The sequence below is a fragment of the Butyrivibrio sp. LC3010 genome (genome assembly GCF_000424385.1).
GTDB lineage: Bacteria > Bacillota > Clostridia > Lachnospirales > Lachnospiraceae > Butyrivibrio.
Genome location: NZ_AUJU01000023.1, coordinates 13,301 through 38,078 on the forward strand (window position 1 = coordinate 13,301; position 24,778 = coordinate 38,078).

Sequence of the window (24,778 nt, forward strand, 5' to 3'; positions counted from 1 at the left end):
ATTAGTTTTTCTGAAATTTTTTCCTGTACTGAAGAGGCGTAATGCCTTCATATTTATTGAACATATTTATAAGACCTCTCGAGTCTGAGAAACCGCAGTCCATTGCAATTTCGAGAACAGACTTATGAGTCTGGGACAAGCTGTCTTTGGCAGCATTGACTCGCATTCTTGTCAGGAATTCTTTATAGGTTATTCCCATATTGGATTTGAAAAATCTGGAAAAATAACTGGCGGAATAACCGAAGGCATCAGCAACAGACATTTCGTTTATAGCACTATAATAATTTTCTTCAGTATATGAAATGATTTTCCTTAAGATATCTGAATTTTTTCTGCTCTTTTCGGGCATTTCAGTATCTTTAAGGCTCAGATCATCCTTACAGATGTAGTATAAAAGCTCATGAACAAGACCAATAAGGCGCATGTTTTCATACTTGTTCAAAGTTTTGCCATCAGCATATTGTGAAAGGTCCTTCATTATTTCGGAGGGCCTTTTTTCACCCGGCTTAAAAACGGGTTTAAAGTAAAGCTCATCGAAGTTTGGAATGAAATTACGAAGAAAAGAGTCGCTTATCTGGAGTACGGTTGTAAGTGTTGCAGGCAATTTCTCATAAGGTGTTGTTCTGTTTGAGATTACTTTATGGATACTCTGACTGTTAACAATGATAAACAGGTCTTCCTGCAGATTATGGGCGATACCATCTGTATAATATTCTCCATCATTTGAATAAGAATAGACTATTTCGAGCTCGTTATGCCAGTGATCGAGAACATCGCTGACAGCCGATAAATTTTTATTTGGGTATAAATCCTTTTTGTGAATATTCAATATCTTGAAGGGCATCTCTGTGTGGTAATGTACAACTTCATAAGAGATGTCCTTATTGTTTAAATCTGACATGGTAAATCCTTTTTAAAAGTATAAATAGCAATTATTGAGTATTATATAGAGTTTATGTCAGATGTCAAGAAAACGTAATTTTTAAGATAAAAAATGTAAAGAGTAATTAGACATGTTTTTATATATTAAGATTCGTTGAACGGGATTGGGGGATCCCGATATAAGATTGGAGGTTACAAATGGAAGCAATAGTTTATGAACAGCAAGAAGAAAAAAAGGGGCGACTCTCAGCAAGTGAGAAGTTCGCATATGGTATAGGAGATTGTGGAGCTAACGTAATCGTAGCTCTTGCATCATCTTTTTTGACAGGATACTATACAGACACTGTAGGAATCGCTGCTGCAGCCATCGGAACAATGATGCTCCTGTGCAGAGTATTTGACGGTATAACAGATCTTATCATGGGTGCACTTGTAGATAGGACCAATACAAAATATGGTAAAGCAAGACCATGGCTTTTGTGGACAGCACCGCTTATGGGAATTTCACTCTTTATGATATTCAATGTTCCGGCATCGCTGGGCGCAAGCGGCAAACTGGTTTACATCTACCTGACCTATATTTTCCAGAATTGCATTATCTATACAGCTAACAATTTGCCTTATAATGCACTTCTTAGCCGTATGACACTTGATGTACAGGATAGAGCTCAGACAGCATCTATCAGATTTGTAATGACACAGGTTACATCACTTGTTACAAACGTTATTACAGCTAATCTTATTGCAACTGTAGGTTGGAAATCAATCTCTGTTATATATGGAGCAATTGCCTGCGCAATGTGCATTCTGTGCTTCCTTGGAGTTAGAGAGCACGTTGATGCAGTAGAGGACGGAACAGTTAAAGTAGAGCAGGTTCCTTTTTCAAAAGCACTTCCGGCACTTTTAAAGAATAAGTATTTCTTTATTCAGGCCCTTATGTTCATGTTCCTGTACATCAACGTAGTTGCAACAGGTTCAATGACATACTACTTTTGCAATAGTGTACTTGGTAACATTGCATTTCTTTCATGGACATCAGTTGCCGGAACAATACCTGCAATGATTGTAAATCTTGCAATGCCCAAGTTGGTAGCTAAATTCGGAAAAAGAAAACTCATGATCACAGGTGCCGTTATCATGGCAATAGGTTCAGTGATCATTGGTGCTGCAGGATCAAATCTTCCTCTTGTAGTTATAGGACTTATCGTTAAAGGATTTGGAACAGGTCCCATCATGTCAGGTATTTTTGCTACAACAGCAGACGTAGTTGACTATGGTGAATGGAAGACAGGAGTTCGTTCTGAAGGTCTTGTAAATAGCTGCACAAGCTTTGGTATGAAGGTTGGTATCGGTCTTGGTTCTGCAATATGCACATGGATCATCGCTATCGGTGGTTATGTTGGTACAGCAGAGGTTCAGACAGAGGCTGCTCTTGCATCTATCCGTTTCGGATATGGATATTTTGGAGCAATCCTTTCACTTGTAGTTCTGGCACTTTGCATCATCATGAATATAGATAAGCATATCGACCAGATTCAGAGTGATCTTGAAGCTAAGAGAGCAGTAGTGGAATTTTAAAGTAAAGAATTTAGAATTTTTCGTTATGAAAGAGGTGTAAAAATGTCAAAAGCTAGTGAATTTATTAGAACAAATTTTGCGGAAGGTGATGCTGTCAGGGATGCAGGACTGGAAATTCCTGCTGATGTAAAAAGATACAGTGATATCACATATGGCAATAAGGGTGAGCACCCTCAGTGGCAGATGCTCGATGTATACAGACCGGCAAATGTTCCGGAGGATCAAAAGCTTCCCGTAATCGTCGTTATTCATGGCGGCGGCTGGGTATATGGTGACAAGGAAGTTTATAAATATTATTCAGCGTCTCTCTGCCAGAGAGGATTTGCAGTAGTCTGCTATTCATACAGACTTGCACCGGAATATACATTCCCTTCAAGTCTTGAGGACAGCTGTGCTGTTGCAAACTGGATTGTTGAAAATGAGAATAAATACGGATTCGATCTCACTAATATATTTGGTGTAGGTGATTCTGCAGGCGGTACACTCATAGGCATTACAGCAGCTTTCCTTACAAATAAGGAATACGCTGATAAATTTGACTTCACTGTATCCGACAAATTTAGTTTTAAGGGTATAGCATTTAACTGTGCTGCATTTGAGATTAAATCTGTAAGCGAGACAGATGACAATATGGGTTCTCTTATGGATGACCTTTTTGGTAAGAAGGTAACAGATGAAGATCTTGATGTCATGAATGCAGGGAACTATATTACAGCTGCATATCCTCCGTCTTTCCTTATGTCTGCAACCGGAGACTTCTTAAAGGATGAGCTTCCTAAAATGGCAGCTGTTATGATAAAGAATTCAGTGCCGTTTACCTGTAAGTATTATACAAGTCCTAATGGAGAGTTGGGACATGTATTCCACTGCAATATGCGACTTCCTGAGGCAGAACAGTGCAATGACGATGAGGTAGAGTTCTTCAAGAATCTTATGTAAGAAGTACGATTAACTATATATGGTATAAAAGGCAAGAGTCCTGAAACAGTGATGTTTTGGGACTCTTTTTCTGTAGGCTTATCTGGCAGCTTTTTTCTTTTTTGCGATCATAGATTACTTTGCTATGCCATTTATTGGGACCTTGTGAGATGTCGTGAACCTTTAATGAGGTGTTTACGGTAATTTAATAATGTTTACAAATATTAAATGGTAAAATGAGAATGAATACACATAATTTTTCATTATTGGAGTAATGACTTATGAGTTTTTTGAACTATTAACGAGTCCGGGACGATTACTGCATATATTGTGAATGCAATGAGGGAGAGATATGCAAAGAATTGATGAATTTCCGACACATGAACTTAATGGTGTTAAATATCGTATAGGCAGACCTATGCCTTTTGGTGCAGAAGTTGTTTCGGATAACTGCGTGAATTTTTCTATTTATTCCAAAGATGCAACTAAATGTGAGCTGCTTTTATATCATCGCGGTGATAAAAAACCATATCTGATTCTTGAACTTAAGGATGAGTTCAGATTGGGCAGCGTTTACTCTGTCATGATATTTGATATCGACTGGGAAGAGACAGAGTATGGTTATCGTTTTGATGGACCTAATGATATATCTCAGGGCTATCGTTTTGATCCTACCAAAATTCTGGTGGATCCTTATGCCAAGCTTGTTTCAGGATGTGATATATGGCATCAGTATACATATGAGGATTCTAATTTTAAGAGACGTGGGCGTATTATTCGTGAAGACTATAACTGGGAAGGTGACAGGCCTCTTGAAATTCATCCAGAAGATCTTGTCATATATGAAATGCATGTCCGAGGCTTTACCAAACATGATTCCAGCGGGGTTAAATACAAGGGTACTTATGCCGGTATAGTTGAAAAAATCCCATATCTCAAGAAACTTGGAATTAATTGCATAGAGCTTTTGCCAACATTTGAATTTGAAGAGTTTATACCTGGGGTATCGAAAGATTGTTGCAATTACTGGGGTTATGTCACCTGCAACTATTTTTCTCCAAAGACAGGATACGCATATTCCGGTCCGCAGGGACTTGCTGTTGATGAGATGAAGAATATGATAAAAAAGCTTCATCAAAACGGAATAGCAATCGTACTGGACATCGTTTTCAATCATACAGGTGAATATGGAGATGAAGGAGAATACATTTCGTTTAGAGGAATCGATAACAGAACCTACTATATTATGAATTCCGACGGAACTTATTCAGACCTGACGGGATGTCGCAATACCGTAAATTGCAACAATCCCATCGTCCGCAACTTTATCATCGATTCTTTAAGATACTGGGTATCCTCTTATCATGTAGATGGATTCAGGGTAGATGAGGCACCTATTTTTGTAAGGGGACAGGACGGAGAACCCATGCTGTCACCACCACTTATGGAATCCCTTGCTGATGATCCGATTTTGAGTCATACAATGCTCATTTCAGAAGGCTGGGATCCATCGGGACTTTCAACAATAGGGCATTTCACTAATACATGGGCAGATTGGAATGCTAGAACAAGAGATGCTATAAAGCGCTTTATTAAAGGCGGAGCAGAGTCTGGTCCTGATATTATCAGATCCATAGAGGGTTCGCCTGACATGTTTGCCAACGGAACACCGGCTTCATCGGTAAACTATATCATTTCCCATGATGGCTTTACATTGTACGACACTGTGAGCTATCAGCAGACGCACAATGAAACTAACGCCTTGCCATCACCTATGGATCATGACTATGACAACTGTTCCTGGAACTGTGGCGCGGAAGGAGAAACTGACGATAAGGAAGTAAATGCGCTCCGGAAAAGGCAGATGAAAAATGCAATGACAATACTTCTATTATCCCGCGGAATTCCTATGTTTTTGGCAGGAGATGAGTTTGCTAATACCCAGTATGGTAATAACAATGCATTTTCACAGGATAATGAGATTAGCTGGCTTGATTGGAACAGGCTTAAAAAGTACAAGGACGTTTTTGATTATGTCAGGTGCCTTATCAGATTTAGAAAAGAACATCCGGTAATTCGCCGGGAAATATATTATAGTGACTACAATTCCTCAGGGTATCCGGAACTTTCCTGGCATGGCGTAAAAGCATGGGAAATGGACAGATACCAACCGTTTCTGGTTTTTGGTTTTATGTATGCTGAGCCAAAGGCAGATTTTAAAGTAAAAAATGATTGTTTTATATACTGCGGAATAAATTCCCACTGGGAAGAACATATTTTACAGCTTCCAATCATTCCGGAAGGGATGGAGTGGAGAATTGTCCTGTACTCAGGTGATGAAAATGGAAAAATGAAGGGTGTGGTTTGTAAAGACTCTATAAAACTAATGCCTCGTAGCTCGATGCTACTCATAGGAACTTATTGAGCCTGATGATTGTTTGAAACTGCACTTACAGATATCAGATATATTAATATAGTTATAAAATCCCATGATCTTTTTATGGTCATGGGATTTATGCTTGTCAGCACCATTGGAAAAATGGTTGTAAACCGCTTTTCCCAAATGCTTGTAATATATGAACGTGCAGATTTTCCGCATGATAACTGGTGGAAACAGATAACGGTAGAATATTCTGATGGAGATATTTCAACTATAAACCTAATAAAAACAGATCAGGGGCAGGTAGTTAAATTCCACACAAAAGCGATTGAATGGCTAATTTTGAGGGATCTCATTAAAGCAGATGATCCATCGCCTTTTCCTGCACTTACCCAGATTCGGGTCTATGGGAAAGGCTGAGATTATTTCTTTTTTGACATAAATAATATGGTTTGGATTATTGTTTTCATTCGTTTCATGAATCAATATCTGAACCTGCGCTTTTCAAGCATCCGGATTTTCAGGCATACTACAACTATAGTATAGACAGCCATGTGCAGAAAAATCAGAAGCATCCCGTGAGGCTCGAAGATATCTGTGTTACCAACCAGCTTGAAACCGTTCATAAAGGGAGGAAGTACAAAATTCAAAGCTGACAACGGTGCAAAAAATTCCGTCAGCCCCTCTTTGCATATAGATAGAACAGTGACCACAAATGCACCGAGTATAGCGTCTTTTCTCTTCTGGATTAATCGTGGATGAAAGAAATCCCCAGTCACCATGCCGCATAGCCCGCTCAAAAAGATATAAAATCCGCCAAAAATAATATCCAATTTTCCTATGGGTCTTATGAACATGGAGCTTTTAAACAAAAACAGAACCGTCGGAAATATCGTCAGTATCAATGCATAGCCAAAGCACTGCATAATAAGAAGAATCTCGCGGGAAACATAATAATTAAGCGGCTTATTGCAGTGCAGCATTAGTGTTTCCTCAAACACGTCATTCTCTTTTCCGTTCAAAGTCATGGAAATGAACACGCATACGAAGTACATAAACGCTGCTGATAACAGGTAACTGCTGGTAACCCCAATCGGGGCCATGGAATACATTATTCCTATGAAAAGTGCGGTGGCAACTACCGGTATGATAAGCACCTGGCCTTTTTTTAGAAGTTTTAGCCGTAATCTATATAATTCAATCGAGTTTTTCAATTCCAATTATCTCCCATCCATCTTCATATAACCCAAGCACGGTCGCCTTGAGCGCTGTTTCCTCTGCCGTTAATTCGTAGCGGTCGCCGTTACTTCGCATATCGGACCTCATAGTCAGTGAAGGATTTTTCTTCACGTATATGGAGTAGGCAGACTTGTCTGAGGCATCGATCTCTACAAGATTCCCATGCTCAATCGTGTAAACTTTGTCGGAGAGTGCATCTATCAGTTTTTTCTCATGACAGGCCATGAAAATCGTTATTCCATGCTCCCGCAGCTTATTCATTTTATTTATGAAAACCTTCTGAGATTCAGCGTCCTGGCCGGAGAGCGGTTCATCAAGGAGAATGACCTCGTGTGGCGCCATGAGTGCCTGAATTACGCCGACTTTTTGCAGACTCCCCTTAGAAAGCTTGTCCATCCTGGTGTGAATCATGGACTCAAGGAAAAAATCGCTTATCAGAGTGTCAATTACAGTAGGGGGCACGCCCTCCATCCGCGCTATACCGCGAAGATAGTCGATCATCTCGATTTCCATCCCCACAAATTTCTCGGGAACATAGGAAAATCGAAGCTTTTCATGGTACTGCAGTTTGCCACCGCTAATAGAGATAAGCCCTGAGATAAGCTTAAGCATCGTGCTCTTCCCGCAGCCGTTATGCCCATAAAATACTATGGATTCTCCCTTATAAAAAGTGTGAGAAACACCGTCGATTATGGCCTTTCCACTATATTTTTTAGATACATTTTCCAGTGTTACCAGTTTTTCGTTTGTTTTCATCTATTTTCGCTTTTAATGATTTCTGAAAATTAGTTTGACTAAATAATATATTTATTATAACGCAAATTGGTTGATTGAACTTGATATTGTAATTATTCATAGTCCTGGTCTATGATTTTACAAGAAAGATTTAAGGGGAGCAGGAGAAAATGACATTACAGCAATTGACATACCTGGTAACCGTAGCTGATTGCGGAAATATCACAGAGGCTGCAGAAAAGCTCTTTATATCGCAGCCTTCACTGAGCCATGCTATACATAATCTGGAAAAAGAGATGGGAGTGAAGGCCTTTGTCAGATCAAACAAAGGAGTTACTGTCACAAGAGAGGGAGAGGAGCTGCTATCCTATGCCAGGATGCTGCTAGAGCAGGCTGACAACATGAGAGAATATTTTGGCAGCGGTGAGCGCAGAACCCTGAAGTTTTCAGTATCCTGCCAGCATTATTCTTTTGCGGTAAACGCTTTTGTGGATCTTATCAAGGAATTCGATGCGGACAGGTACAGCTTCATCATTCGAGAAACTCAGACCGGAGAGATCATCGAGGATGTGGCCAATGGTAAAAGCGAGATAGGAGTTATCTATCTTTCCCAGCATAATGAGGAAGTGATCTCTAAGCTCATCAGAAACAACGGTCTTGTTTTTGATGAAAAATATGTCGCAGCTCCACATGTTTTCATATGCTCAGACCACCCGCTGGCAGGTAAAGACATCATAACGGTGGAAGATCTGCAGCCATATCCTTATCTTGTATACGAGCAGGGGAACAACAATTCCTTCTATTTTTCTGAGGAATTTATGAGTGTGCTGGATTTCCCAAAGAATATACAGGTAAGAGACAGAGCAACGCTTTTCAACCTTGTCATAGGATTAAATGGTTTTACCGTCAGCAGCGGAGTTATCGATTCGAAGCTTAACGGAAGCAGCATAATCGCAAGACCGCTGGCCGTGGACAAATGCATGCGGATAGGAGTTTTACACAAGAAAAACACGCTGCCAAGCCGATATGCTGATTTTTATATAAATGCACTGGAGAAAAATCTGTCCATAGTTTAAAACTATGGGCATTTGTTTTTTTAATGTATTTTCCTCATGAAATTGTGGTTGTTAGAATATCCTAAAGTTTAAAACGGAGGATATGAAAAAATGAGTAAAATACAGACACCTTATAGATATGACTTTGTTGGAAGTTTCTTAAGACCACAGGCGCTAAAGGACGCAAAGGCGGCTTATCAGGAAGGGAAAATCTCAAAAGAAGAGTTTGATAATGTTGCTGACGATGAAATCACAAAGGTAGTTGCAAAGCAGAAGGAGCTTGGATTTCATATTATTACGGATGGTGAATTCAGAAGAAGCTTCTGGCATCTTGATTTCATGTGGGGATTTGAGGGCGTAGCTCATGAGGCAACCGGAAACGGTGTTAAGTTTAACGGTGAGCTTGCTGTCCTCGATGATACTTATCTTGTGGGAAAAATCAAGGCAAAGCCACATCCATTCGTTGAGTATTTCAACTTTTTAAAGCAGTTTGAAGATGAAAATACAGTAGCTAAATACACGATCCCTGCACCGGCACAGACTTTTCAGCAGATGATCGTTCCGGCAAATTATGAAACAACCAGAAAATTTTATGAAACTAATGAGGATCTCATTAATGATATAGGAAAGGCATATCAGGATGTTATAAAGCAGTTCTATGCTGCCGGCTGCAGGAATCTACAGTTTGATGACTGCACATGGGGCGCTATAGTTGGCGATGCTGCAAAGCAGCGATATAAGTCTCTTGGCATTGAGCTTGACGAGGTAAAAGCCCAGCTTCTTGCGGTAAATAATCTGGCACTTGAAGGAAAGCCTGAAGATATGGTTATTACTACTCATATTTGCCGCGGAAACTACCATTCAACATATTTTACCTGCGGTCCTTATGACACTGTCGCAGATTACGTTTTTGCCAAGGAAAATGTTGACGCATTTTTCCTCGAATATGACGATGAAAGGTCCGGAGGATTCCAGCCTCTAGAGAAAATTTCTGGCGATAAAAAGGTGGTCCTTGGGCTTATCACGACAAAATCTCCTGTCCTTGAGGATAAGGAAAAAGTCATCAAGAGGATACACGAAGCTGCAAAATATATCCCGCTTGAAAGACGTTGCTTAAGCCCACAGTGCGGATTTGCATCCTGTGAGATTGGAAATAAGCTCACAGAAGAAGAGCAGTGGGCAAAGCTTAAGCTTGTAAAGGAAATTGCAGAAAAAGTCTGGAGATGATCTTACTGTTATTGTGATGTATTAAATACTGTAATAATTATAGATACACTATAATCATGAATATTGTGTATCTATATTATTATCAAGGAGATTATTTGGTCATCTTGATTCTGTATTCTTTTGGAGTCATGTGAAATTGTTTTTCAAACAACGTATAAAAGTGCGTTCGATTGGAGAATTGCAGGTTCTGTGCAATTGAAGTGATAGGAGTTCTTGTTGTAGCCAGATCTTTTGCAGCTTTTTTAAGACAAAAGGTCATGCCATAATCATAAAGGCACATACCTGTATATTTGTTCACAATTCTATTGAGATAATCTCCACTGTAATTTAAGGCTTTTTCAAGTTCTGCGCGGCTTATTCTGCCGTTTCTCGCGTCCATTAAATGTTCTATACGGCTAAAAAGCAGCTGATCGTTGCCCATACCCATTTCAACGTCGGTACAGTGGTAATTATCATTGGAAGAAATGAAATATAAAAGCTCACTCAGAAGACTCCTCATTTTATAAGAAGAGCCAAAGTGTGGGAACATCATAGTGTTCAGCATTTCGGTTGTCACTTTATGAAGCTGTTCCATGCCGGATGAGTTATGAAATACAGGTATCATATCCAGATATGCTTTACGGTCAGGATTATCCAGATCAGAAATGATGAATTTGTAGAGACCGCTATTCATAAAGTCTTTTTCAGAACGAAACGAAGAATGTTCAGCTACTGTAAAAAGCTCACCTATCATGCTTGTTGAAAGACCAACAAACAGGATACTGGCCTCAGTATCGAAATTCTCTGCATGCCGTATACCCCTGTTTATGAGGCAACATGTGCCTGCAGGGTACTTGTAATCTATGTTTTCGATTCTTTGTGTTACGGTTCCGCTAAGGACAACCATTATCTCATAATAATCATGAAAATGAAGGGGATGGTCGTGAAAAGCCCTGTCGTGGCCATAGAAAGAATCTCTTGCATAGAATGACGCATCTTCTGAAAAGGTAATGGCATTCATATAGTCGCTTTCTTCAACTCCACTGCAGAATTCATATGTTATCTGATATGGAAGCTTTAGTTGATAATAATTTGAGTCACTACCTGTACTTATATTGAATGAAGCGTTAGGGTTAGTACTGGTTATATAATCTTTTGATACTTCTTTTAGCATCCTTCAATTCTCCCATTTAATCCCATATATGATACAAATTTTAGCATAGAAGTCGGTTGATGTCATTGTTTCGGATATTGCAAAATTATAGAATTTTTATCAGTACAGATGCATGAAAGCCCAGTAATAATCGGCTATTTACAGTTTTTATAAGAAGAGAGGCATGAACATGATAAGAAATCTGAAAAGACATTGGATGTTACTGATAATGCTTTTACCGGCACTCATATATGTCGTGGTATTCAGCTATATTCCTATGACAGGGATAATAATGGCTTTTAAAAAGTATCAGTATAAAGGTGGAATTTATCTTTCTCCCTGGAATGGGCTCAATAATTTCAAAGCACTCCTTATTTCTGGAAAGCTATTTCAAGTTACAAGGAACACGTTACTTTACAACATTGCTTTTATAGCTTTTGGCGTTGTATTTGAAATGGGAAGTGCAATTCTTCTAAATGAGATTATACATAAAGCTTTTAAGAAAACGGTGCAATCACTAATGTTTCTTCCATATTTTATAAGCTGGGTTGTTGCAGGAGCCATAATCTACAATGTCTTCAACTTTGAACGGGGAGTATTCAATAACGTATTAACTGCGTTAGGAGGAACGCCGTTCGACCTATATAACACACCTGGTGCATGGCCATTTGTCCTTATCTTTTTAAAGTTATGGAAACAGACTGGATATGGCTCAGTTGTATATCTTGCAGCTATAACGGGTATGGATCAGGAAATGTTTGAAGCTGCTTCAATTGATGGTGCTTCTGCATGTCAGAAAATAAGGTATCTTACGATTCCTTCACTTTTGCCAACGATGATGATTTTAGTATTGCTTGGCATAGGGAATATTTTCAGAGGTGATTTCGGATTGTTTTATCAAACAGTAAAGAGTAGTGCACTCCTCCAGCCGATGACGGATGTAATAGACACATATGTGTTCAGACTTTTGATCGACAATGGAAATGTGGGAGTATCTGCGGCAGCCGGTCTATATCAATCAGTTCTTTGCTTCATAACCATAATGGTATGCAATAAGTTGGTTAAAAGAGCAAACCCTGATTATGCATTGTATTAAGGAGGTAATGAATGTCTACTGATGTTATAAGCCTTACGGAAGGAACAAGAACAGAAGAATTGAAGGAGCCTGACAAAACAGGTGAAACAAAGAAAAAGAAGGTAAGCCAGGATCAGATGGCTGTAAATATGGTCGGATCAATAATAGTCGGACTATTCGCACTTATATGCGTTATCCCTTTTTATCTGATAATAGTGGCTTCGATTACAAGTGAGACATCACTGATTAGGGATGGATATCCATTGTTGCCAAAGCTTTGTGAGTTAAGTATTCAAAGCTATGCGCTATGCCTTAAGAACCCCACAGCAATACTTAAATCTTATGGAATGACAATAAGTGTGACTGTTATGGGAACATTGCTTTCTGTTCTTATGGCGACGATGACAGGATATGTATTGAGTAGAAAGGATTTTCCCTGGAGAAATCAGTTTTCATTTTTCTTTTTCTTTACAACTCTCTTTAATGGAGGACTGGTTCCCTGGTATCTGATGTGCACACGTTATCTTAATTTCAAGAACAGTACCGTGGGACTCATTCTTCCGCTGATGTTCTCAGTATGGAACATGATCATTGCAAAATCATTCATGACCGGTATACCTGCTGAGATAACAGAATCGGCAAAGATAGATGGAGCTAATGACATAACAATATTTGGGAAACTGATACTTCCACTTAGCAAACCGCTTATTGCAACGCTTTCGTTGTTTGCGGCGCTTGCATACTGGAATGACTGGTATAACTGCATGCTATTTGTGACAAATGAGGATATGTTCACTTTGCAGTACTACCTTCAGAGGATTTTAGGAAGTGCTGAGGCGATGAGAATAGTGGCTGAAAAATCAGGTATAGCGCTTCCGTCAATACCCCTTGAGGGAATGAAAATGGCAATGACTATAATCGCTACCGGCCCAATTGTGTTGTTGTATCCGTTTGTTCAAAGATATTTTGTCAAGGGACTTACAATCGGTGCAGTCAAGGGCTGATGAAAAACATATTGAACAAGTGGTGGGAGATATGTCATGAAGATGCGTGAATTAATACCCTAAGAGGGTTAAAGATTTTAAGGAGGATAAATGATCATGAGAAAAAAGGTATTGTCAGTGATTCTAAGTATGGCTATGACAGCATCTATGCTTGCCGGATGCGGATCAGCTTCAGCGGGCGGAAATTCGGAAAATACAGGAGCTACAGAGATAAAGGATGAAGCTACTGCAACAACATCAGGAGCTTTACCTGATGATCTTCCGGCAAAAATTGGAGACGGAATCGTAAAAGCTACTCCTGAAATGTATGGGGATGTAGATTTGTCTGAACATAAGACCGTGAATATAACGCTTATAGGTGATACACCTGCAGTGTGGGATGATGTTTTGGCAAAGACAAATGAATATCTTGAACCCTTTAATACAGATGTGGAAGTCAGTTTCCTTAGCTGGTCAGATTACCAGCAGATGTATCCTCTGACACTTACAGGCGGTCAGGTAGATCTTATTTTCACAGCACCTTGGTGCTTTATGTACACGGAAGCTGCGAAAGGTTCGTTTTTTGTGCTTGATACTGATTTTATTTCGAAAAATATGCCGCTCACAAACAGATATCAGGCTGCTGAGAGCTGGGATGAAACAACCATTTCCGGTCAGACTATAGCGGTTCCCTCAAACCAGGCATCACCTATGGGGAAGATTGTTGCAATAAGACAGGATCTGGCAGATAAATACGGCATAAGTTCACTTGATAACTGGAATGATTACATGAATTTTGCTAAGACGATTGCTGAAAAAGAAACTCCTGAAAGCGGAATTTATGCATTGGCAGCATCAGGTGATAACAATGAGCTTTGGGACGTATATCGACAGCAAAATGATACATTCCTTGCCCTTGATAGTGATTATTTTGATCTGATTTATGACTATAAAGAAGGATCTTTGCCTGAAGCATCTGATATAAAGCTTGTATATGATACAGAACTTTTCAGAAATTATGCACATGACATGAAGGAACTGGCTGATGCCGGGGCATGGAGTAGGAGTGCCCTTACGAACACAGTTACAGATGATGATGCTTTTGGAAATCTTCAGGGTGCATCGATCGCATGGAATACTTCGGTATTTACATATATCGAGCAGGCGGAACAGACTGATGGAGTAGTTGGCGCAGCTTATGATCTTACAAAGGACAATCTTGTCGGATGTGAATGTTATTCCAACAATGATATGGCGATTGCAGCAGGAAGTGCTGACCCTGCAAGAGCTGCAATGGTGCTGGATATACTAAAATGTGATACATATCTTAATCATCTCTGGATACTTGGGGTAGAAGATGAACATTATACGATAAATGATGCAGGGGAATATACAGAGACAGAAAGGGCAGGGGATTTTGCTGCATATGCGATTTCTGCATCATGGGCTATCAAGAACGGAGATCTTAAAGAAGCAGGTGGCGACCCCAGGGCTGAAAAGGTAACAGAAAGTTGGGAGGAAAGGGTAGTAAATAATCCTACCATAACATTTGTGTTTGATGATTCAAATGTGGCTGATTATAAGGCCGCAGTAAGTGCAGTCCTTAATGATTATGTACCTATGCTAGAACTTGGGCTTGTGGATGATGTGGATTCTACGATAGATAAGATGATCAAGGAGTGCTATGACTCGGGGCTTCAGGTAGTGCTTGATGATTTTAATACACAGTATGATGCATGGAAAGAAACTAGATAAAGGACTATGATGATGAATAATAAATTTGCATATGGGGCTGATCTTGGTTGGATGACTCAGCTTGAGGACAGAGGCTTTAAATGGATTAATGAAAAGGGTAAGAATGTGTCCTGCCTGGAGGCGGTAAAGGAAAAAGGTACAGATTCTGTCAGATTCAGGATATTTGTTGATCCTCCAAAGGAAGGTTATGTTGAGGAAAAAGACGGAACAATGGTAATGCTTGGATACTGCGATGCTGTAAGCGTATCAGAAGCAGCATTAAGGGCAAAAAAAGCAGGGATGCGTATCATGCTGGACTTTCATTACAGTGATGAATTCGCAGATCCAAAAAAACAGTATATTCCTAAGGCATGGGCAGGATTATCTCATGAAGAATTGTGCAAAAAGGTTGAAGAGCATACTGAAAATGTTCTAATTATCATGAAAGATTTGGATATATATCCTGAATGGGTACAAGTTGGAAATGAGATAAATCCCGGAATGATGCATCCAATGGGAGATCTTGAACAGCATCCTGCGCAACTGGTCGATTACATAAATAGTGGATATCTGACCGTTAAAAGAATATTCCCGGAATGTAAAGTGGTTCTTCATCTTGCAAGTGGTCAGCATCCTGCTTGGGTTATGCCGTTTTTGGAAAACTTTTTTGACAATGGTGGGATGACAGATATTCTTGGCTTTTCAGACTATCCATACTGGTGCGACATGGTAAATAAGGAAAATCCTGAAGAAAAAGTCGACTCCAGCATAAACAATTGGACAAATTGTATTGCTATGTACAGAGAAAGATTCCATAAGCCTGTTATGATTACTGAAATAGGAGGCCCGGAATATGAGGCAAAAGAAACAAGACAGCTAATCGGAAATACTATCAGGATGCTAAAAAAAGTACCGGATAATGAAGGATTGGGCATTTTCTACTGGGAACCCGAGGTATGTTCAGAGGTTCTTCCGGATGCATATCCACTTGGAGCCTCAAAGTTGACGAAGAACTATACACTGCAGCTTACAGAAGCGCTGTCAGCATATAGGGATGTGTGAACTCAATTTTTAATGGAGCAGGGATGATAATGGTATGTTATCCCTGCTCTAATTTTATGTAGAGAATAGAAATAGAGTGATATTTGATCATTTTTTTATATATTTGTAAACTTGTGCCGATTTTATTGTTTTTTAATTTTTTTTTCACATTAACTGTCATATGATAAGGCTTGAGGGTATTTATTATGAAAATGCCTTAAGTTACGGTAACTGGATAAAGAGATTAACCTTTATAAGTTATTAAAGGAGGGGTGAGAAATGATGGACAGGAGAAAAAAACTGGTATCATTGGTGGCATTACTCACAATATCAACAATGCTTGTTTCATGTGGCGATAGTAGTGTCGGGACTGTTGATGTGCCGGAGAATGCAGTAGCTAAGGCTTCAGCTGCCAAGACTGTTGATAGTGTACCTGAAAAAGAAGCTGATGCTGAAGAAACAATTTCAGAAGAAGTTGATACTAAAGAAGCTGACGCAGAGGAAGCAGTTGCTGAAGAGGAATTGGCTTCCAAAAATATGTTGTCAGTAAAGTCGCCGGAATATTCAGACATTACAAATCTAAGAACGCAAAACAATGATGACGGAACCTACTATTATGAGGATATGATGGAAGATGGGCTCACTGTCATCACAAATATGTGTTATGTGAATTCTCAGAGAGATGGACAGGATATGGATGCCTATGCTGAGAATATCGTGTGCGCGCAGGTTAATAGCGATGCAAGGATTACGGGTTCAGAGCAGGATGATGAGCTTTCTGCAACTCTTACATATCCGGTATTCAAGGTTGATTATGAGAGCGGAGGTAATGAAGACACCAAGCAGGCAGTAGGTGTTGTGATTCTTACTGACAACTTTACATATTATTACGGATACGAATGTCCTATAGATTATTTTGAGGATAATCAGGAATTTTATGAGGAAGAGCTAAAGAAAATCGAGCTTATAACGCTTGATGGAAGCAGCGATGCTGCAGGTGAAGATTTTGCTACAGCTTACCTTGAAAAGATCATAGAGTATGACAAGGAAAAAATAGCAGACAGCTTCGCTCTGATTTATGCGAATAGTAGTGGAATTCCTTATCTTGCTGCAGTAAATTCAGAAGGACCTTTAGAAGAAAACGGAAATGCTCATCTGTTTTCAATTTCTAATGGAACAATAAATGAGATCATGAGTGTTTCTTCCGGCTATGACGGAAACCACATATATGTCTCAGCAGCCAGCAATACTGTTCTTCAAACATCCGGAATGTCAGGAACTGAGATTTTCGATCTTTATGCTTTTAATGGCAAGGAACTTGAAGGCATAAAAGAGTTGCAGGCAGTTTATGATATGGAAGACGATTCATATAAATATTATGACGGTACTATCGAGCTCACAGAAGAAGAGTATACTGAAGTGTTTGAAGAATCAATAATTAAAAACAATCCTTATACAGGTATTGATTTTGATGGTCTAAACATGGTGAACATAATGGTAATAGATGGTTCCACCGATTTTGAAACCGATTCAACACAGAAGTATATGAGCTTTGATGAGATGAAGAAACAGCTTCTTGATCTTGGAGCACAGGAGTAATAATAAATAAATGCAAAGTCAGGAGAGCTTCGTCCTGAATTTGAGATAAAGTAATATTATAAATAAATTCCAAAGAATCCTCTCGGAAAGCAATCTTTCCGGGAGGGTTTTAAATACGGGCAAAATAGCAAACAGAAAGGATAAGGAAATGGCATTAGCAGATTTTTTTAAGGGAGTGGATATCAACTCAGAAGTGGAAAATTGTAAGAAAACCGAGGGGGCAGTACTACTTGATGTGAGGAGTGCAGATGAGTATAAGAACGGTCATATTCCCAGAAGTATAAATGTACCGGTTGACGAGATACAAAACGTAGTGTCAGTAATTCCCGATAAAAATACTCCAATATTTGCATACTGTCTTAGCGGTGGAAGGGCAGGAAAAGCGGTAAAAGAGATGCAAACATTAGGATACACCGATGTCAAAAATATCGGTGGAATAAGTAAATACACGGGAATAAAAGAATAGGAATTGCGCACTTTTTTAGGTATTATCTCTTAATGTGAGTTTTTTCTGTATATGTTCAATCACAATTATGATGGCTGCCGTTACTGCAATTTCAATTGCAAGGATTCCGAAAGTTCTAAAGTCGTTGATCTTAGAGCGCGTCGACAATCTGAAGGGTTCAATGCCAAGGAGGCTGCATACAAAGAGCTGAACCAGGTTGTGAAGAAAGAGTATCGGTAAGGTGTGCCTGCCACACCAGATTAGTGCAGAAGATATAACCCCAGGCTTTGTTAAAAGTCTGCAGAAATGTACAAGAGCGTAACTGCCTGTTACCGCGAACAGCAAGGTGAGTGGGATGTTCCACTCATACAAAGGTTCACTGCTGAGTACGCCGCCCATGATGAATCCGGAACCTCTAAACATTGCTGCAAACACAAGAAAGATTATGTAAGCTATGACTGCGTTCAGGGTTATTTTTTTCCTGCCGATCCCCGGTCCCAGCAGATTATGTTTGCCAAAAGCAGCGCCCACTATCATAATACTGGCAATTGCAGGAGCTTCATTTATATAAAAAGGAATCCTTATATCGAAATGAGCAAAGATCATAGATATTCCCATAAGTCCGATGCAGATAGAAATAAGGCTTGATAAAGATGAAAGGCAGCGGTCAACAACCAGAAAGAACACAACACTTCCAACAAAGAGCATCTGAATGAACCAATATGTCATTACGCAGTTCCACATGCCACCATAAGGCACTTCAATCTCAAGCAGATTGGTAAAAGGCTTGGTAAGTAACGCCTTCAGATATATATCCATGATTTGCTTAAGTGTAAGTCCTTTAGCAAAATAATAATATATACCTGAAATCACAGTTACGATCGTCAGATACACGATGAAAGGAATCAGCATCCGGGTAGAACGTCTTTTTACATTTTGAACAAAAGTGTATTTTCCCGGTTTGTAATTATATCCTGCCATAAAGAAAAAGAAAGGCAGAATAAAACCAAATAAGCCTCCTAAGATCAGGAATATCTCTCTTTTTAAGGTCAGCGTGTGAGTTATCATCACTAGAATTATAGCAACACCCTTTGCTATATCCTGTTCAACCATTCTGCTTTTCTTATTTGTTTCAGTCATTTCCCCACCTTCTGATCATGTCTTTTTTAAGATTGACCATATCTACCTTGCCATTAGGAAGCATTGGAAAAGATTCATAAACAAAAACGTGTTCAGGAAGCTTATATTTTGCCAGTTTGCTGACAAGATATTGGTTAAAAGCATTCACGTCAAAGCTTTGATCAGGGGATGTCATAAGAGCACATCCCACAACTTCGCCCCAATAGGCATCGGGAATTCCTACAATCTGGCACGCAGCAACACCTGGGAAAGATGTTGCTGCTTCCGCAATCTCTCCCGGAATAATATTTTCTCCGCCGCGAATTATGATCTCTTTTTTTCTGCCTACAAAATGAAGATAACCGTCTTCATCCAAAAATCCCAGATCTCCTGTGTGGAACCAGCCCTTTTCATCAAAGTCCTGCTTCTCTAATGGAGTCTTATAATATCCGGACATAAGGAACTCGCCCTGAACAATTATTTCACCGATGTCTCCCGCCATGCATTCTTCACCTGTTTCGGGATTCTGTATCATAACCCTGACAAGACTTTTTGGTTTACCGACAGTAGTTGTTTTGCGCTCTATGCTGTCGTCATTTTCTGTATAAGATACGATGCTGATCTCACTCAAGCCGTAGGCGATATCAAAAGTCGTGTTCACAAACAGTTTCATCAGAAGTAAAAGCTGCGATTTTGAGATTGCGGCTCCTGCAATTACAGAGCGTGTAAGTGTATGGACTTTGTCGCTGTTAAAAGCAGGAAGGGCAGCTATACCAAGAAGGACTGTCGGCACTGTATTGAGTATGGTGCAGCCCTCCTTTTCAACAATATGCAGTATGTCATCCGGTTTAATCCTGGGCGGAATAACTATTTTGGAATCGTTCAGCATCGGGACCATAAGACCTGCTAAAATTCCGAAAATATGGAACAATGGAAGAGCAAGACAATAGACGTCATTTTCATCCGTCATAAGCAAATCCATTCCACAGGTGGAGGCTGTAAGAACATTAAATGAAGAGAGTAAAACTCCCTTTGGTACTCCGGTGGAACCTGAGGTAAAGATCATAACGCAGGGATCATCCTTCTGAACAGTTATGGAAGATATGACATTGCTCATCATTTCATCCGGTTCTCTGTCCGCAATGTCTATTGGAGTCATCATATTGTAGAGAAAACGTATCTGTGACTTTTCGGAATTTGTTATTTCCTCAAAAAACGCTCCGGAATCTCCTAAAAGCCATGAGCCTGTCCCATGGCAGAATATTGTAATATCACCTATTTGAGATAAAAAGCATATTTCCGATGCTTTTAATAAAGGGCTTACAAGTACTGCCATTGCTCCAATCTTCTGGATCGCGAAAAAGACAGCAATCCAGTTAAGCGAATTGCTTCCGCAGAGGGCAATATGACTGCCTTTTTTGGCACCAAGTCTTATAAGATCCTCGGCTATCAGTTCCGATGCTCTGTCAAGATCTTTCCATGACCAGTGACTTACTCCGTCGTCAAGTATGACACGGTCTGGGCTATTTTCCTTTTTTGAAGCCAAAAAATCCTTGAAAGAATAGATAGTATAATCGTCAGGTTTTCCGAATTTTTGCTCAAGAGTAAACATATCCGAAAATCCGGTTACATCAAATATATCCCGGACAGCGGTACTGACATTTCTAATAATCAGCTTACCCTTCTTAAAACGCTTTTGCATTATCAGAAATTCTCTTAAGCCTGCAGATGAAACATAGGGTACGTCAGCAAGATCGATAATGATTGAATCTGCTTTGTCAAACGGATAGCTTTCTACTGATGCTCTGAGGTCTTTAGAAGTAAGCGAATCAATACTACCGGCAATTGTTATAAGAAGCTCTTTTCCCGAGTCTGCGACGTTTACTTTCATTCTCATCCTCTTTTCTGATTTATGAAGTCCTAATAGCTACTCCCGAGCCTACTATTAATGATTTCTATAACATGACTATATCATTTATCGCTCTATTTGCATACCATGGTGCATCTGAATATTAATAGAGAATTTTTTCTTCAATTAGTAACGTTGCCAGGCGGTGCCGGGCAGATATGTCAGGTGTTGTCTGGTCTCGTCAATTAATGCACAATCGCTTATAATATTTGCTAAAAGAAACACACAGTAGGAGATAGAGTGTATGTCAGCAAAAAATAGCGTTATGAAGGTAAGCTTAAATCATATATCAGAAGTGTTCCTATATGAGTATTTTGTATCTGATGGAAAAGAATATGACTTATCGGAAACAGATACAGCACTTGAGTACAAGAAAAAAGCTAAGGAATTCATGAGTTCAGGAAATATTGCAAAAGCTCAGCAGGAATGGATAAAGGCACATTTCGAGAATCCTGTAGACATGGAAAATATACTCTCTATTATTTCATGCTGCAAGCAGCTTGGTGATATTGAGGGTGAGTATGCATATACTCTGGATTCTTACAATTTCTGCTGCACCAGGGCAGAAATGGCGGCATATTACAGGAACCTTGGATGGTACTATCTTGAGAAATATGACCCTGACCTTGCATCAGTCTGCTATATGTATAGCCAGCTCTTTGATGAGACAAAGCAGGCAGAAGAAGAGCTGAAATTCCTTGAAAAGGCGCTTAATAAGAAAATAGAGAAGAAAAGCGTAGAAGACCTTCAGAAAATATTAAAAAAGAATAACATTCCCACTGAAGCTAATTCTGTCACACTTGCTCTTTTATTTAAGGCTGGCGGAGAAGCCGAAAGTGCTGGTGATTTTATCCAGGCACTTGACTGTTATCGCATGGTATATGACCTCACACAAGATAAAGAAGTTTCTGAAAAAATCTCTAAACTTCAGGAGAATTTAGCGAGATGAAAAACATGAAACGAATGTTGGCCATATGTTTATTGTTGACAATGGTAGTCAGTCTTTGTGCCTGTAATGGAAATGTTAAGAATGTACAAACCCATGAAGTTCAATCTAAACTTTATTCACAGGCCGATATAGATTCAGCTATAGCGATAATAAAAAGTGAATTTGCAGCTAATTGGAAAGGCTGTACATTAACAGAAATTTATTATGCCGGAGATGATATTTCGAAAGAATATCAGGATTGGGCTGACAGGAATGACGCAGATGAGGTGATAGTCCTGCTATCTTCATTTGATGTCGATTCGTCAGGCGGAGATGGCTCACTAGATCCGAACAGCACTTATGACAGGTGGAATTGGATTTTAGTCAGATCTGATAAAGGAACATGGAAGCATGTCGATCATGGTTATTAATTCAAAATTTCAAGTAAAACAGGCTGATTTTAGTATAAAAAGATGGCAGATTACATGAAAAGAATACTGATTTACTTGAAAAGAAATGAACATGAGTAATCAAAAATTCTTTTTAGTAGAAAATCCCGCTATTTTACGAGAAAAAGAAGGACGTGCAAATAATGGAAGTCAGTTGTAAGCGGTGTTATATGAGCACATAGAAAAAGATATCAAAGAAATGGACCTTTTATATCCCTGTTGCCCATCTACAATTACATAAAGCTCCATGCCATGAACCACAGCATAAAAGAAAATGTACTGCCCTTTCCAATATGTGAGAGAGCAGTCCTTAAATCAGCAAATGTATGTACTTTACATAAAAAAGTACATCAAGTACAGCATAGAACACTCCAAAGCCAGCAAAAACACCTATCAGTTCTAGTTTAAATACAAACATATTTATAAAGATAATCATGCAACATACTGCTGACATCAGAACCGATATAATCAGAACCCACTTCTCCTGTTCTATTGCCTGAAGCGCATATTTATAGACCTGACAAGGTATGTTCAGTATCTGCACTGAAAGTGCGAACACAACTACCGGTATGGCTTTTTCCAAAATTTCGAACTGGTCAGTAATAATGCCGCAGACCTGGCTTGGGAAAATGACTGTAATTACTAAGATTACCGCATAAATTAAAACAGCTATCATTGCGGAATACTTAGGGTAACGGCTACAGGCTTTTCTATCTGTATTAGAACTATATGCCTGCCCTACTAAAGTCATGGTTGCTCCGGCATAAGCATACATGATGGTCGTCAGGGCAATAATGATCGCATTAATCACTGAATAGGTGGCATATAGTACGGTGTTGTATCTTGATATTATGGCACCTATTACAATTACGAAAATTGTATTTTCAACAAAATCCTGCCCTAACAGAGGAATAAATAATCCCATGGTTTTCTTAAGGATATCCCCATTGATTTTAAAGCTGTAATGGAACTCACTCTTCTTAATGAAGTAGTTAGCGTATATTGTTATTTCTACCACAAGTCCACAAATGGTTCCGATAGCAGCTCCGGATCCTCGGAGCTTAGGTAATCCAAATTTTCCAAATACCAAAACATAATCCAGGATAAAGTTTACAGGCAGAGATGCACTGGTTGCTATTAAAGCAATCTTAGGCTCCATGATGTTCTTAAAGAAACCTGACATCACAAAGCATACTAGATTGATTCCGATACTTAATCCTGCAATCACCAGATAGCTGTATGCCTCATTAAGAATTCCATCAGACACTCCATAGATTGCATGTATGAGGCCTTTTCCAAAGAAAATTGCCAGTACCTCTGACACTATTCCTATTAGAATTGATATGGAAATTATTGTATTAAAGATCTGCTCTGATGCTTTTTTATCCTTTTGACCTATGCTTTTGGCGAAAAGAATGGTAAAAGCAACTGAAATCGCGCCAAGATTCCCTATCACTTGATATATGATATTTGCAGATATGGAAACAGCGGTATACCCATCTACATCAATACGCCCTACGATTGCTTCGTCAGCAATGGTAAAGATAGTTGACAGGATCATGGAAAGTATTCCGGGAATAGCCAGTTTATTTATCTTTTTTAGTATGGCAAGTTTTGGTTCGTTCATTTATAGCTCATTTCTTTGTGTATCATTTTTCAATCATGCAAAAGCACGATTTGAATTCTATCATGAAATTGTTAAAATACAAGATTTTTCATTTGATCTGTACACAAGCTGCAGGATTATTTCTGAGGGCTTTTTCTGATATATTAGATGTATGTCTTTACCATTTCGGTAAAAGGCATAGAAAGATTGTAGGGAGGGGTTGGAACCTGATATATGGAAAATATTACACGCATAGAACCTAAGGATTATGACTATGTTCTTAAACTAAATGAAGAAAATGTCGATGCCCTGATACCTACGGACAGAGGAGAACTGGAATACCTTGCAGAAAAAGCAGTGCTCTTTCATGTTATCTATGTAGATGAGAATCCTGCCGGCTTTATCATTGCCTTACGAGAAGGTCTTGAGGACTATGATTTCAAGAGTTATAGATGGTTTAAAGAGCGGTATTCCAAATTCCTTTATATAGACAGAATTGTTGTAGATAAAGAATACTGGAAAAAGGGTATAGGACGTAAGTTATATCAATATGCATTTGATTATGTTAAAGAAAATGACATAGAGATAGTGGCTGCTGCGATTACTACTGTTCCTTATAACAAAGAGAGTCTGTCTTTTCACGCAAAGATGGGATTTACTGAAGTTGGGGAGCAGCTTATCCGTGGAGGTAATGTCAGAATATCGCAACAGGTTAAAGAATTAAGAATTGTGAAAGGGTGATTA

Annotated in this window: 22 protein-coding genes; 15 read left to right on the plus strand and 7 right to left on the minus strand. The window is 39.2% G+C overall.

Features of this window, described 5'->3' with window-relative positions; translation table 11 throughout:
• Position 1 precedes the first annotated feature (1 nt).
• Complete coding sequence (locus G622_RS0114155; protein WP_026511244.1) at positions 2-901, minus strand: helix-turn-helix domain-containing protein; 900 nt, start codon at positions 899-901, stop codon at positions 2-4.
• Between the two features lie 179 nt (positions 902-1,080).
• Here G622_RS0114155 and G622_RS0114160 point away from each other — a divergent pair, with 179 nt between their 5' ends.
• The 4 genes from G622_RS0114160 to G622_RS0114175 all read left to right on the plus strand — a co-directional run bounded on the left by G622_RS0114160 (position 1,081) and on the right by G622_RS0114175 (position 6,178).
• Complete coding sequence (locus tag G622_RS0114160) at positions 1,081-2,460, plus strand: MFS transporter (protein ID WP_044957747.1); 1,380 nt, start codon at positions 1,081-1,083, stop codon at positions 2,458-2,460.
• Positions 2,461-2,502: 42 nt separating this feature from the next.
• Positions 2,503-3,399 (plus strand): alpha/beta hydrolase, encoded by an 897-nt coding sequence (locus G622_RS0114165; RefSeq protein WP_026511246.1) that lies wholly within the window; start codon positions 2,503-2,505, stop codon positions 3,397-3,399.
• A gap of 331 nt (positions 3,400-3,730) precedes the next feature.
• A complete protein-coding gene (locus G622_RS0114170) occupies positions 3,731-5,803 on the plus strand; it encodes a glycogen debranching protein (protein ID WP_026511247.1) in 2,073 nt (690 codons plus the stop codon).
• 9 nt (positions 5,804-5,812) lie between these two features.
• Positions 5,813-6,178, plus strand: coding sequence for a hypothetical protein (locus G622_RS0114175; RefSeq protein WP_026511248.1), 366 nt, complete (start codon positions 5,813-5,815; stop codon positions 6,176-6,178).
• A gap of 62 nt (positions 6,179-6,240) precedes the next feature.
• Here G622_RS0114175 and G622_RS0114180 read toward each other — a convergent pair whose 3' ends face one another.
• Both G622_RS0114180 and G622_RS23060 read right to left on the minus strand, forming a co-directional pair.
• A complete protein-coding gene (locus G622_RS0114180) occupies positions 6,241-6,972 on the minus strand; it encodes a hypothetical protein (protein ID WP_026511249.1) in 732 nt (243 codons plus the stop codon).
• A complete protein-coding gene (locus G622_RS23060) occupies positions 6,956-7,753 on the minus strand; it encodes an ATP-binding cassette domain-containing protein (RefSeq protein WP_049945879.1) in 798 nt (265 codons plus the stop codon). Before G622_RS23060 ends, G622_RS0114180 begins: the two co-directional genes overlap by 17 nt.
• Positions 7,754-7,902: 149 nt before the next feature.
• On the opposite strand from G622_RS23060, the gene G622_RS0114190 reads away from it, so the two are divergent.
• Positions 7,903-8,808 carry a LysR family transcriptional regulator gene (locus G622_RS0114190; RefSeq protein WP_026511250.1) on the plus strand — a complete coding sequence of 302 codons (906 nt, stop codon included), beginning with the start codon at positions 7,903-7,905 and terminating at the stop codon, positions 8,806-8,808.
• Positions 8,809-8,898: 90 nt separating this feature from the next.
• Complete coding sequence (locus G622_RS0114195) at positions 8,899-10,014, plus strand: 5-methyltetrahydropteroyltriglutamate--homocysteine S-methyltransferase (RefSeq protein WP_026511251.1); 1,116 nt, start codon at positions 8,899-8,901, stop codon at positions 10,012-10,014.
• Between the two features lie 91 nt (positions 10,015-10,105).
• On the opposite strand, the gene G622_RS0114200 is transcribed toward G622_RS0114195, so the two are convergent.
• Positions 10,106-11,167 (minus strand): AraC family transcriptional regulator, encoded by a 1,062-nt coding sequence (locus tag G622_RS0114200; protein ID WP_026511252.1) that lies wholly within the window; start codon positions 11,165-11,167, stop codon positions 10,106-10,108.
• 169 nt (positions 11,168-11,336) lie between these two features.
• Between G622_RS0114200 and G622_RS0114205 the strand changes: the two genes are divergently transcribed.
• From G622_RS0114205 to G622_RS0114230, 6 genes are all read left to right on the plus strand, one after another.
• A complete protein-coding gene (locus tag G622_RS0114205; RefSeq protein ID WP_044957751.1) occupies positions 11,337-12,242 on the plus strand; it encodes an ABC transporter permease in 906 nt (301 codons plus the stop codon).
• Between the two features lie 11 nt (positions 12,243-12,253).
• On the plus strand, positions 12,254-13,225 hold the full coding sequence (locus G622_RS0114210; protein WP_081675332.1) for a carbohydrate ABC transporter permease: 972 nt from the start codon (positions 12,254-12,256) through the stop codon (positions 13,223-13,225).
• Positions 13,226-13,321: 96 nt separating this feature from the next.
• Positions 13,322-14,959: an ABC transporter substrate-binding protein gene (locus G622_RS0114215; RefSeq protein WP_196814222.1), complete on the plus strand. Its 1,638-nt coding sequence runs from the start codon at positions 13,322-13,324 to the stop codon at positions 14,957-14,959.
• A 6-nt stretch (positions 14,960-14,965) separates the two neighbouring features.
• On the plus strand, positions 14,966-16,000 hold the full coding sequence (locus tag G622_RS23065) for a glycosyl hydrolase 53 family protein (protein ID WP_081675333.1): 1,035 nt from the start codon (positions 14,966-14,968) through the stop codon (positions 15,998-16,000).
• A 258-nt stretch (positions 16,001-16,258) separates the two neighbouring features.
• Entirely contained in the window at positions 16,259-17,578 is a 1,320-nt protein-coding gene (locus G622_RS0114225; protein WP_026511256.1) for a hypothetical protein, read from the plus strand.
• 148 nt (positions 17,579-17,726) lie between these two features.
• Entirely contained in the window at positions 17,727-18,044 is a 318-nt protein-coding gene (locus tag G622_RS0114230; RefSeq protein ID WP_026511257.1) for a rhodanese-like domain-containing protein, read from the plus strand.
• 15 nt (positions 18,045-18,059) lie between these two features.
• On the opposite strand, the gene G622_RS0114235 is transcribed toward G622_RS0114230, so the two are convergent.
• Positions 18,060-19,163 (minus strand): acyltransferase family protein, encoded by a 1,104-nt coding sequence (locus G622_RS0114235; RefSeq protein ID WP_026511258.1) that lies wholly within the window; start codon positions 19,161-19,163, stop codon positions 18,060-18,062.
• Positions 19,156-21,033 carry an AMP-binding protein gene (locus tag G622_RS0114240; RefSeq protein WP_026511259.1) on the minus strand — a complete coding sequence of 626 codons (1,878 nt, stop codon included), beginning with the start codon at positions 21,031-21,033 and terminating at the stop codon, positions 19,156-19,158. Before G622_RS0114240 ends, G622_RS0114235 begins: the two co-directional genes overlap by 8 nt.
• Before the next feature lie 262 nt (positions 21,034-21,295).
• On the opposite strand from G622_RS0114240, the gene G622_RS0114245 reads away from it, so the two are divergent.
• Complete coding sequence (locus tag G622_RS0114245; protein WP_026511260.1) at positions 21,296-22,000, plus strand: hypothetical protein; 705 nt, start codon at positions 21,296-21,298, stop codon at positions 21,998-22,000.
• A 5-nt stretch (positions 22,001-22,005) separates the two neighbouring features.
• Entirely contained in the window at positions 22,006-22,410 is a 405-nt protein-coding gene (locus G622_RS0114250; protein ID WP_026511261.1) for a hypothetical protein, read from the plus strand.
• Positions 22,411-22,738: 328 nt separating this feature from the next.
• Here G622_RS0114250 and G622_RS0114255 read toward each other — a convergent pair whose 3' ends face one another.
• The gene (locus tag G622_RS0114255) at positions 22,739-24,055 is read right to left on the minus strand and encodes an MATE family efflux transporter (RefSeq protein ID WP_026511262.1); all 1,317 of its coding nucleotides are present in this window, start codon (positions 24,053-24,055) and stop codon (positions 22,739-22,741) included.
• A gap of 213 nt (positions 24,056-24,268) precedes the next feature.
• On the opposite strand from G622_RS0114255, the gene G622_RS0114260 reads away from it, so the two are divergent.
• On the plus strand, positions 24,269-24,775 hold the full coding sequence (locus G622_RS0114260) for a GNAT family N-acetyltransferase (RefSeq protein WP_044957754.1): 507 nt from the start codon (positions 24,269-24,271) through the stop codon (positions 24,773-24,775).
• Positions 24,776-24,778 lie beyond the last annotated feature (3 nt).

Bases quoted from the DNA above. Each gene is read 5' to 3' on its own strand.
- G622_RS0114195 (WP_026511251.1), top strand. From the start codon at position 8,899: ATGAGTAAAATACAGACACCTTATAGATATGACTTTGTTGGAAGTTTC.
- G622_RS0114215 (WP_196814222.1), top strand. From the start codon at position 13,322: ATGAGAAAAAAGGTATTGTCAGTGATTCTAAGTATGGCTATGACAGCA.
- G622_RS0114235 (WP_026511258.1), bottom strand. From the start codon at position 19,163: ATGACTGAAACAAATAAGAAAAGCAGAATGGTTGAACAGGATATAGCA.
- G622_RS0114170 (WP_026511247.1), top strand. From the start codon at position 3,731: ATGCAAAGAATTGATGAATTTCCGACACATGAACTTAATGGTGTTAAA.
- G622_RS0114225 (WP_026511256.1), top strand. From the start codon at position 16,259: ATGATGGACAGGAGAAAAAAACTGGTATCATTGGTGGCATTACTCACA.
- G622_RS0114205 (WP_044957751.1), top strand. From the start codon at position 11,337: ATGATAAGAAATCTGAAAAGACATTGGATGTTACTGATAATGCTTTTA.
- G622_RS0114260 (WP_044957754.1), top strand. From the start codon at position 24,269: ATGGAAAATATTACACGCATAGAACCTAAGGATTATGACTATGTTCTT.
- G622_RS0114160 (WP_044957747.1), top strand. From the start codon at position 1,081: ATGGAAGCAATAGTTTATGAACAGCAAGAAGAAAAAAAGGGGCGACTC.
- G622_RS0114250 (WP_026511261.1), top strand. From the start codon at position 22,006: ATGAAACGAATGTTGGCCATATGTTTATTGTTGACAATGGTAGTCAGT.
- G622_RS23065 (WP_081675333.1), top strand. From the start codon at position 14,966: ATGATGATGAATAATAAATTTGCATATGGGGCTGATCTTGGTTGGATG.
- G622_RS0114245 (WP_026511260.1), top strand. From the start codon at position 21,296: ATGTCAGCAAAAAATAGCGTTATGAAGGTAAGCTTAAATCATATATCA.
- G622_RS0114210 (WP_081675332.1), top strand. From the start codon at position 12,254: ATGTCTACTGATGTTATAAGCCTTACGGAAGGAACAAGAACAGAAGAA.
- G622_RS0114200 (WP_026511252.1), bottom strand. From the start codon at position 11,167: ATGCTAAAAGAAGTATCAAAAGATTATATAACCAGTACTAACCCTAAC.
- G622_RS0114155 (WP_026511244.1), bottom strand. From the start codon at position 901: ATGTCAGATTTAAACAATAAGGACATCTCTTATGAAGTTGTACATTAC.
- G622_RS0114255 (WP_026511262.1), bottom strand. From the start codon at position 24,055: ATGAACGAACCAAAACTTGCCATACTAAAAAAGATAAATAAACTGGCT.
- G622_RS0114230 (WP_026511257.1), top strand. From the start codon at position 17,727: ATGGCATTAGCAGATTTTTTTAAGGGAGTGGATATCAACTCAGAAGTG.
- G622_RS23060 (WP_049945879.1), bottom strand. From the start codon at position 7,753: ATGAAAACAAACGAAAAACTGGTAACACTGGAAAATGTATCTAAAAAA.
- G622_RS0114165 (WP_026511246.1), top strand. From the start codon at position 2,503: ATGTCAAAAGCTAGTGAATTTATTAGAACAAATTTTGCGGAAGGTGAT.
- G622_RS0114190 (WP_026511250.1), top strand. From the start codon at position 7,903: ATGACATTACAGCAATTGACATACCTGGTAACCGTAGCTGATTGCGGA.
- G622_RS0114240 (WP_026511259.1), bottom strand. From the start codon at position 21,033: ATGAAAGTAAACGTCGCAGACTCGGGAAAAGAGCTTCTTATAACAATT.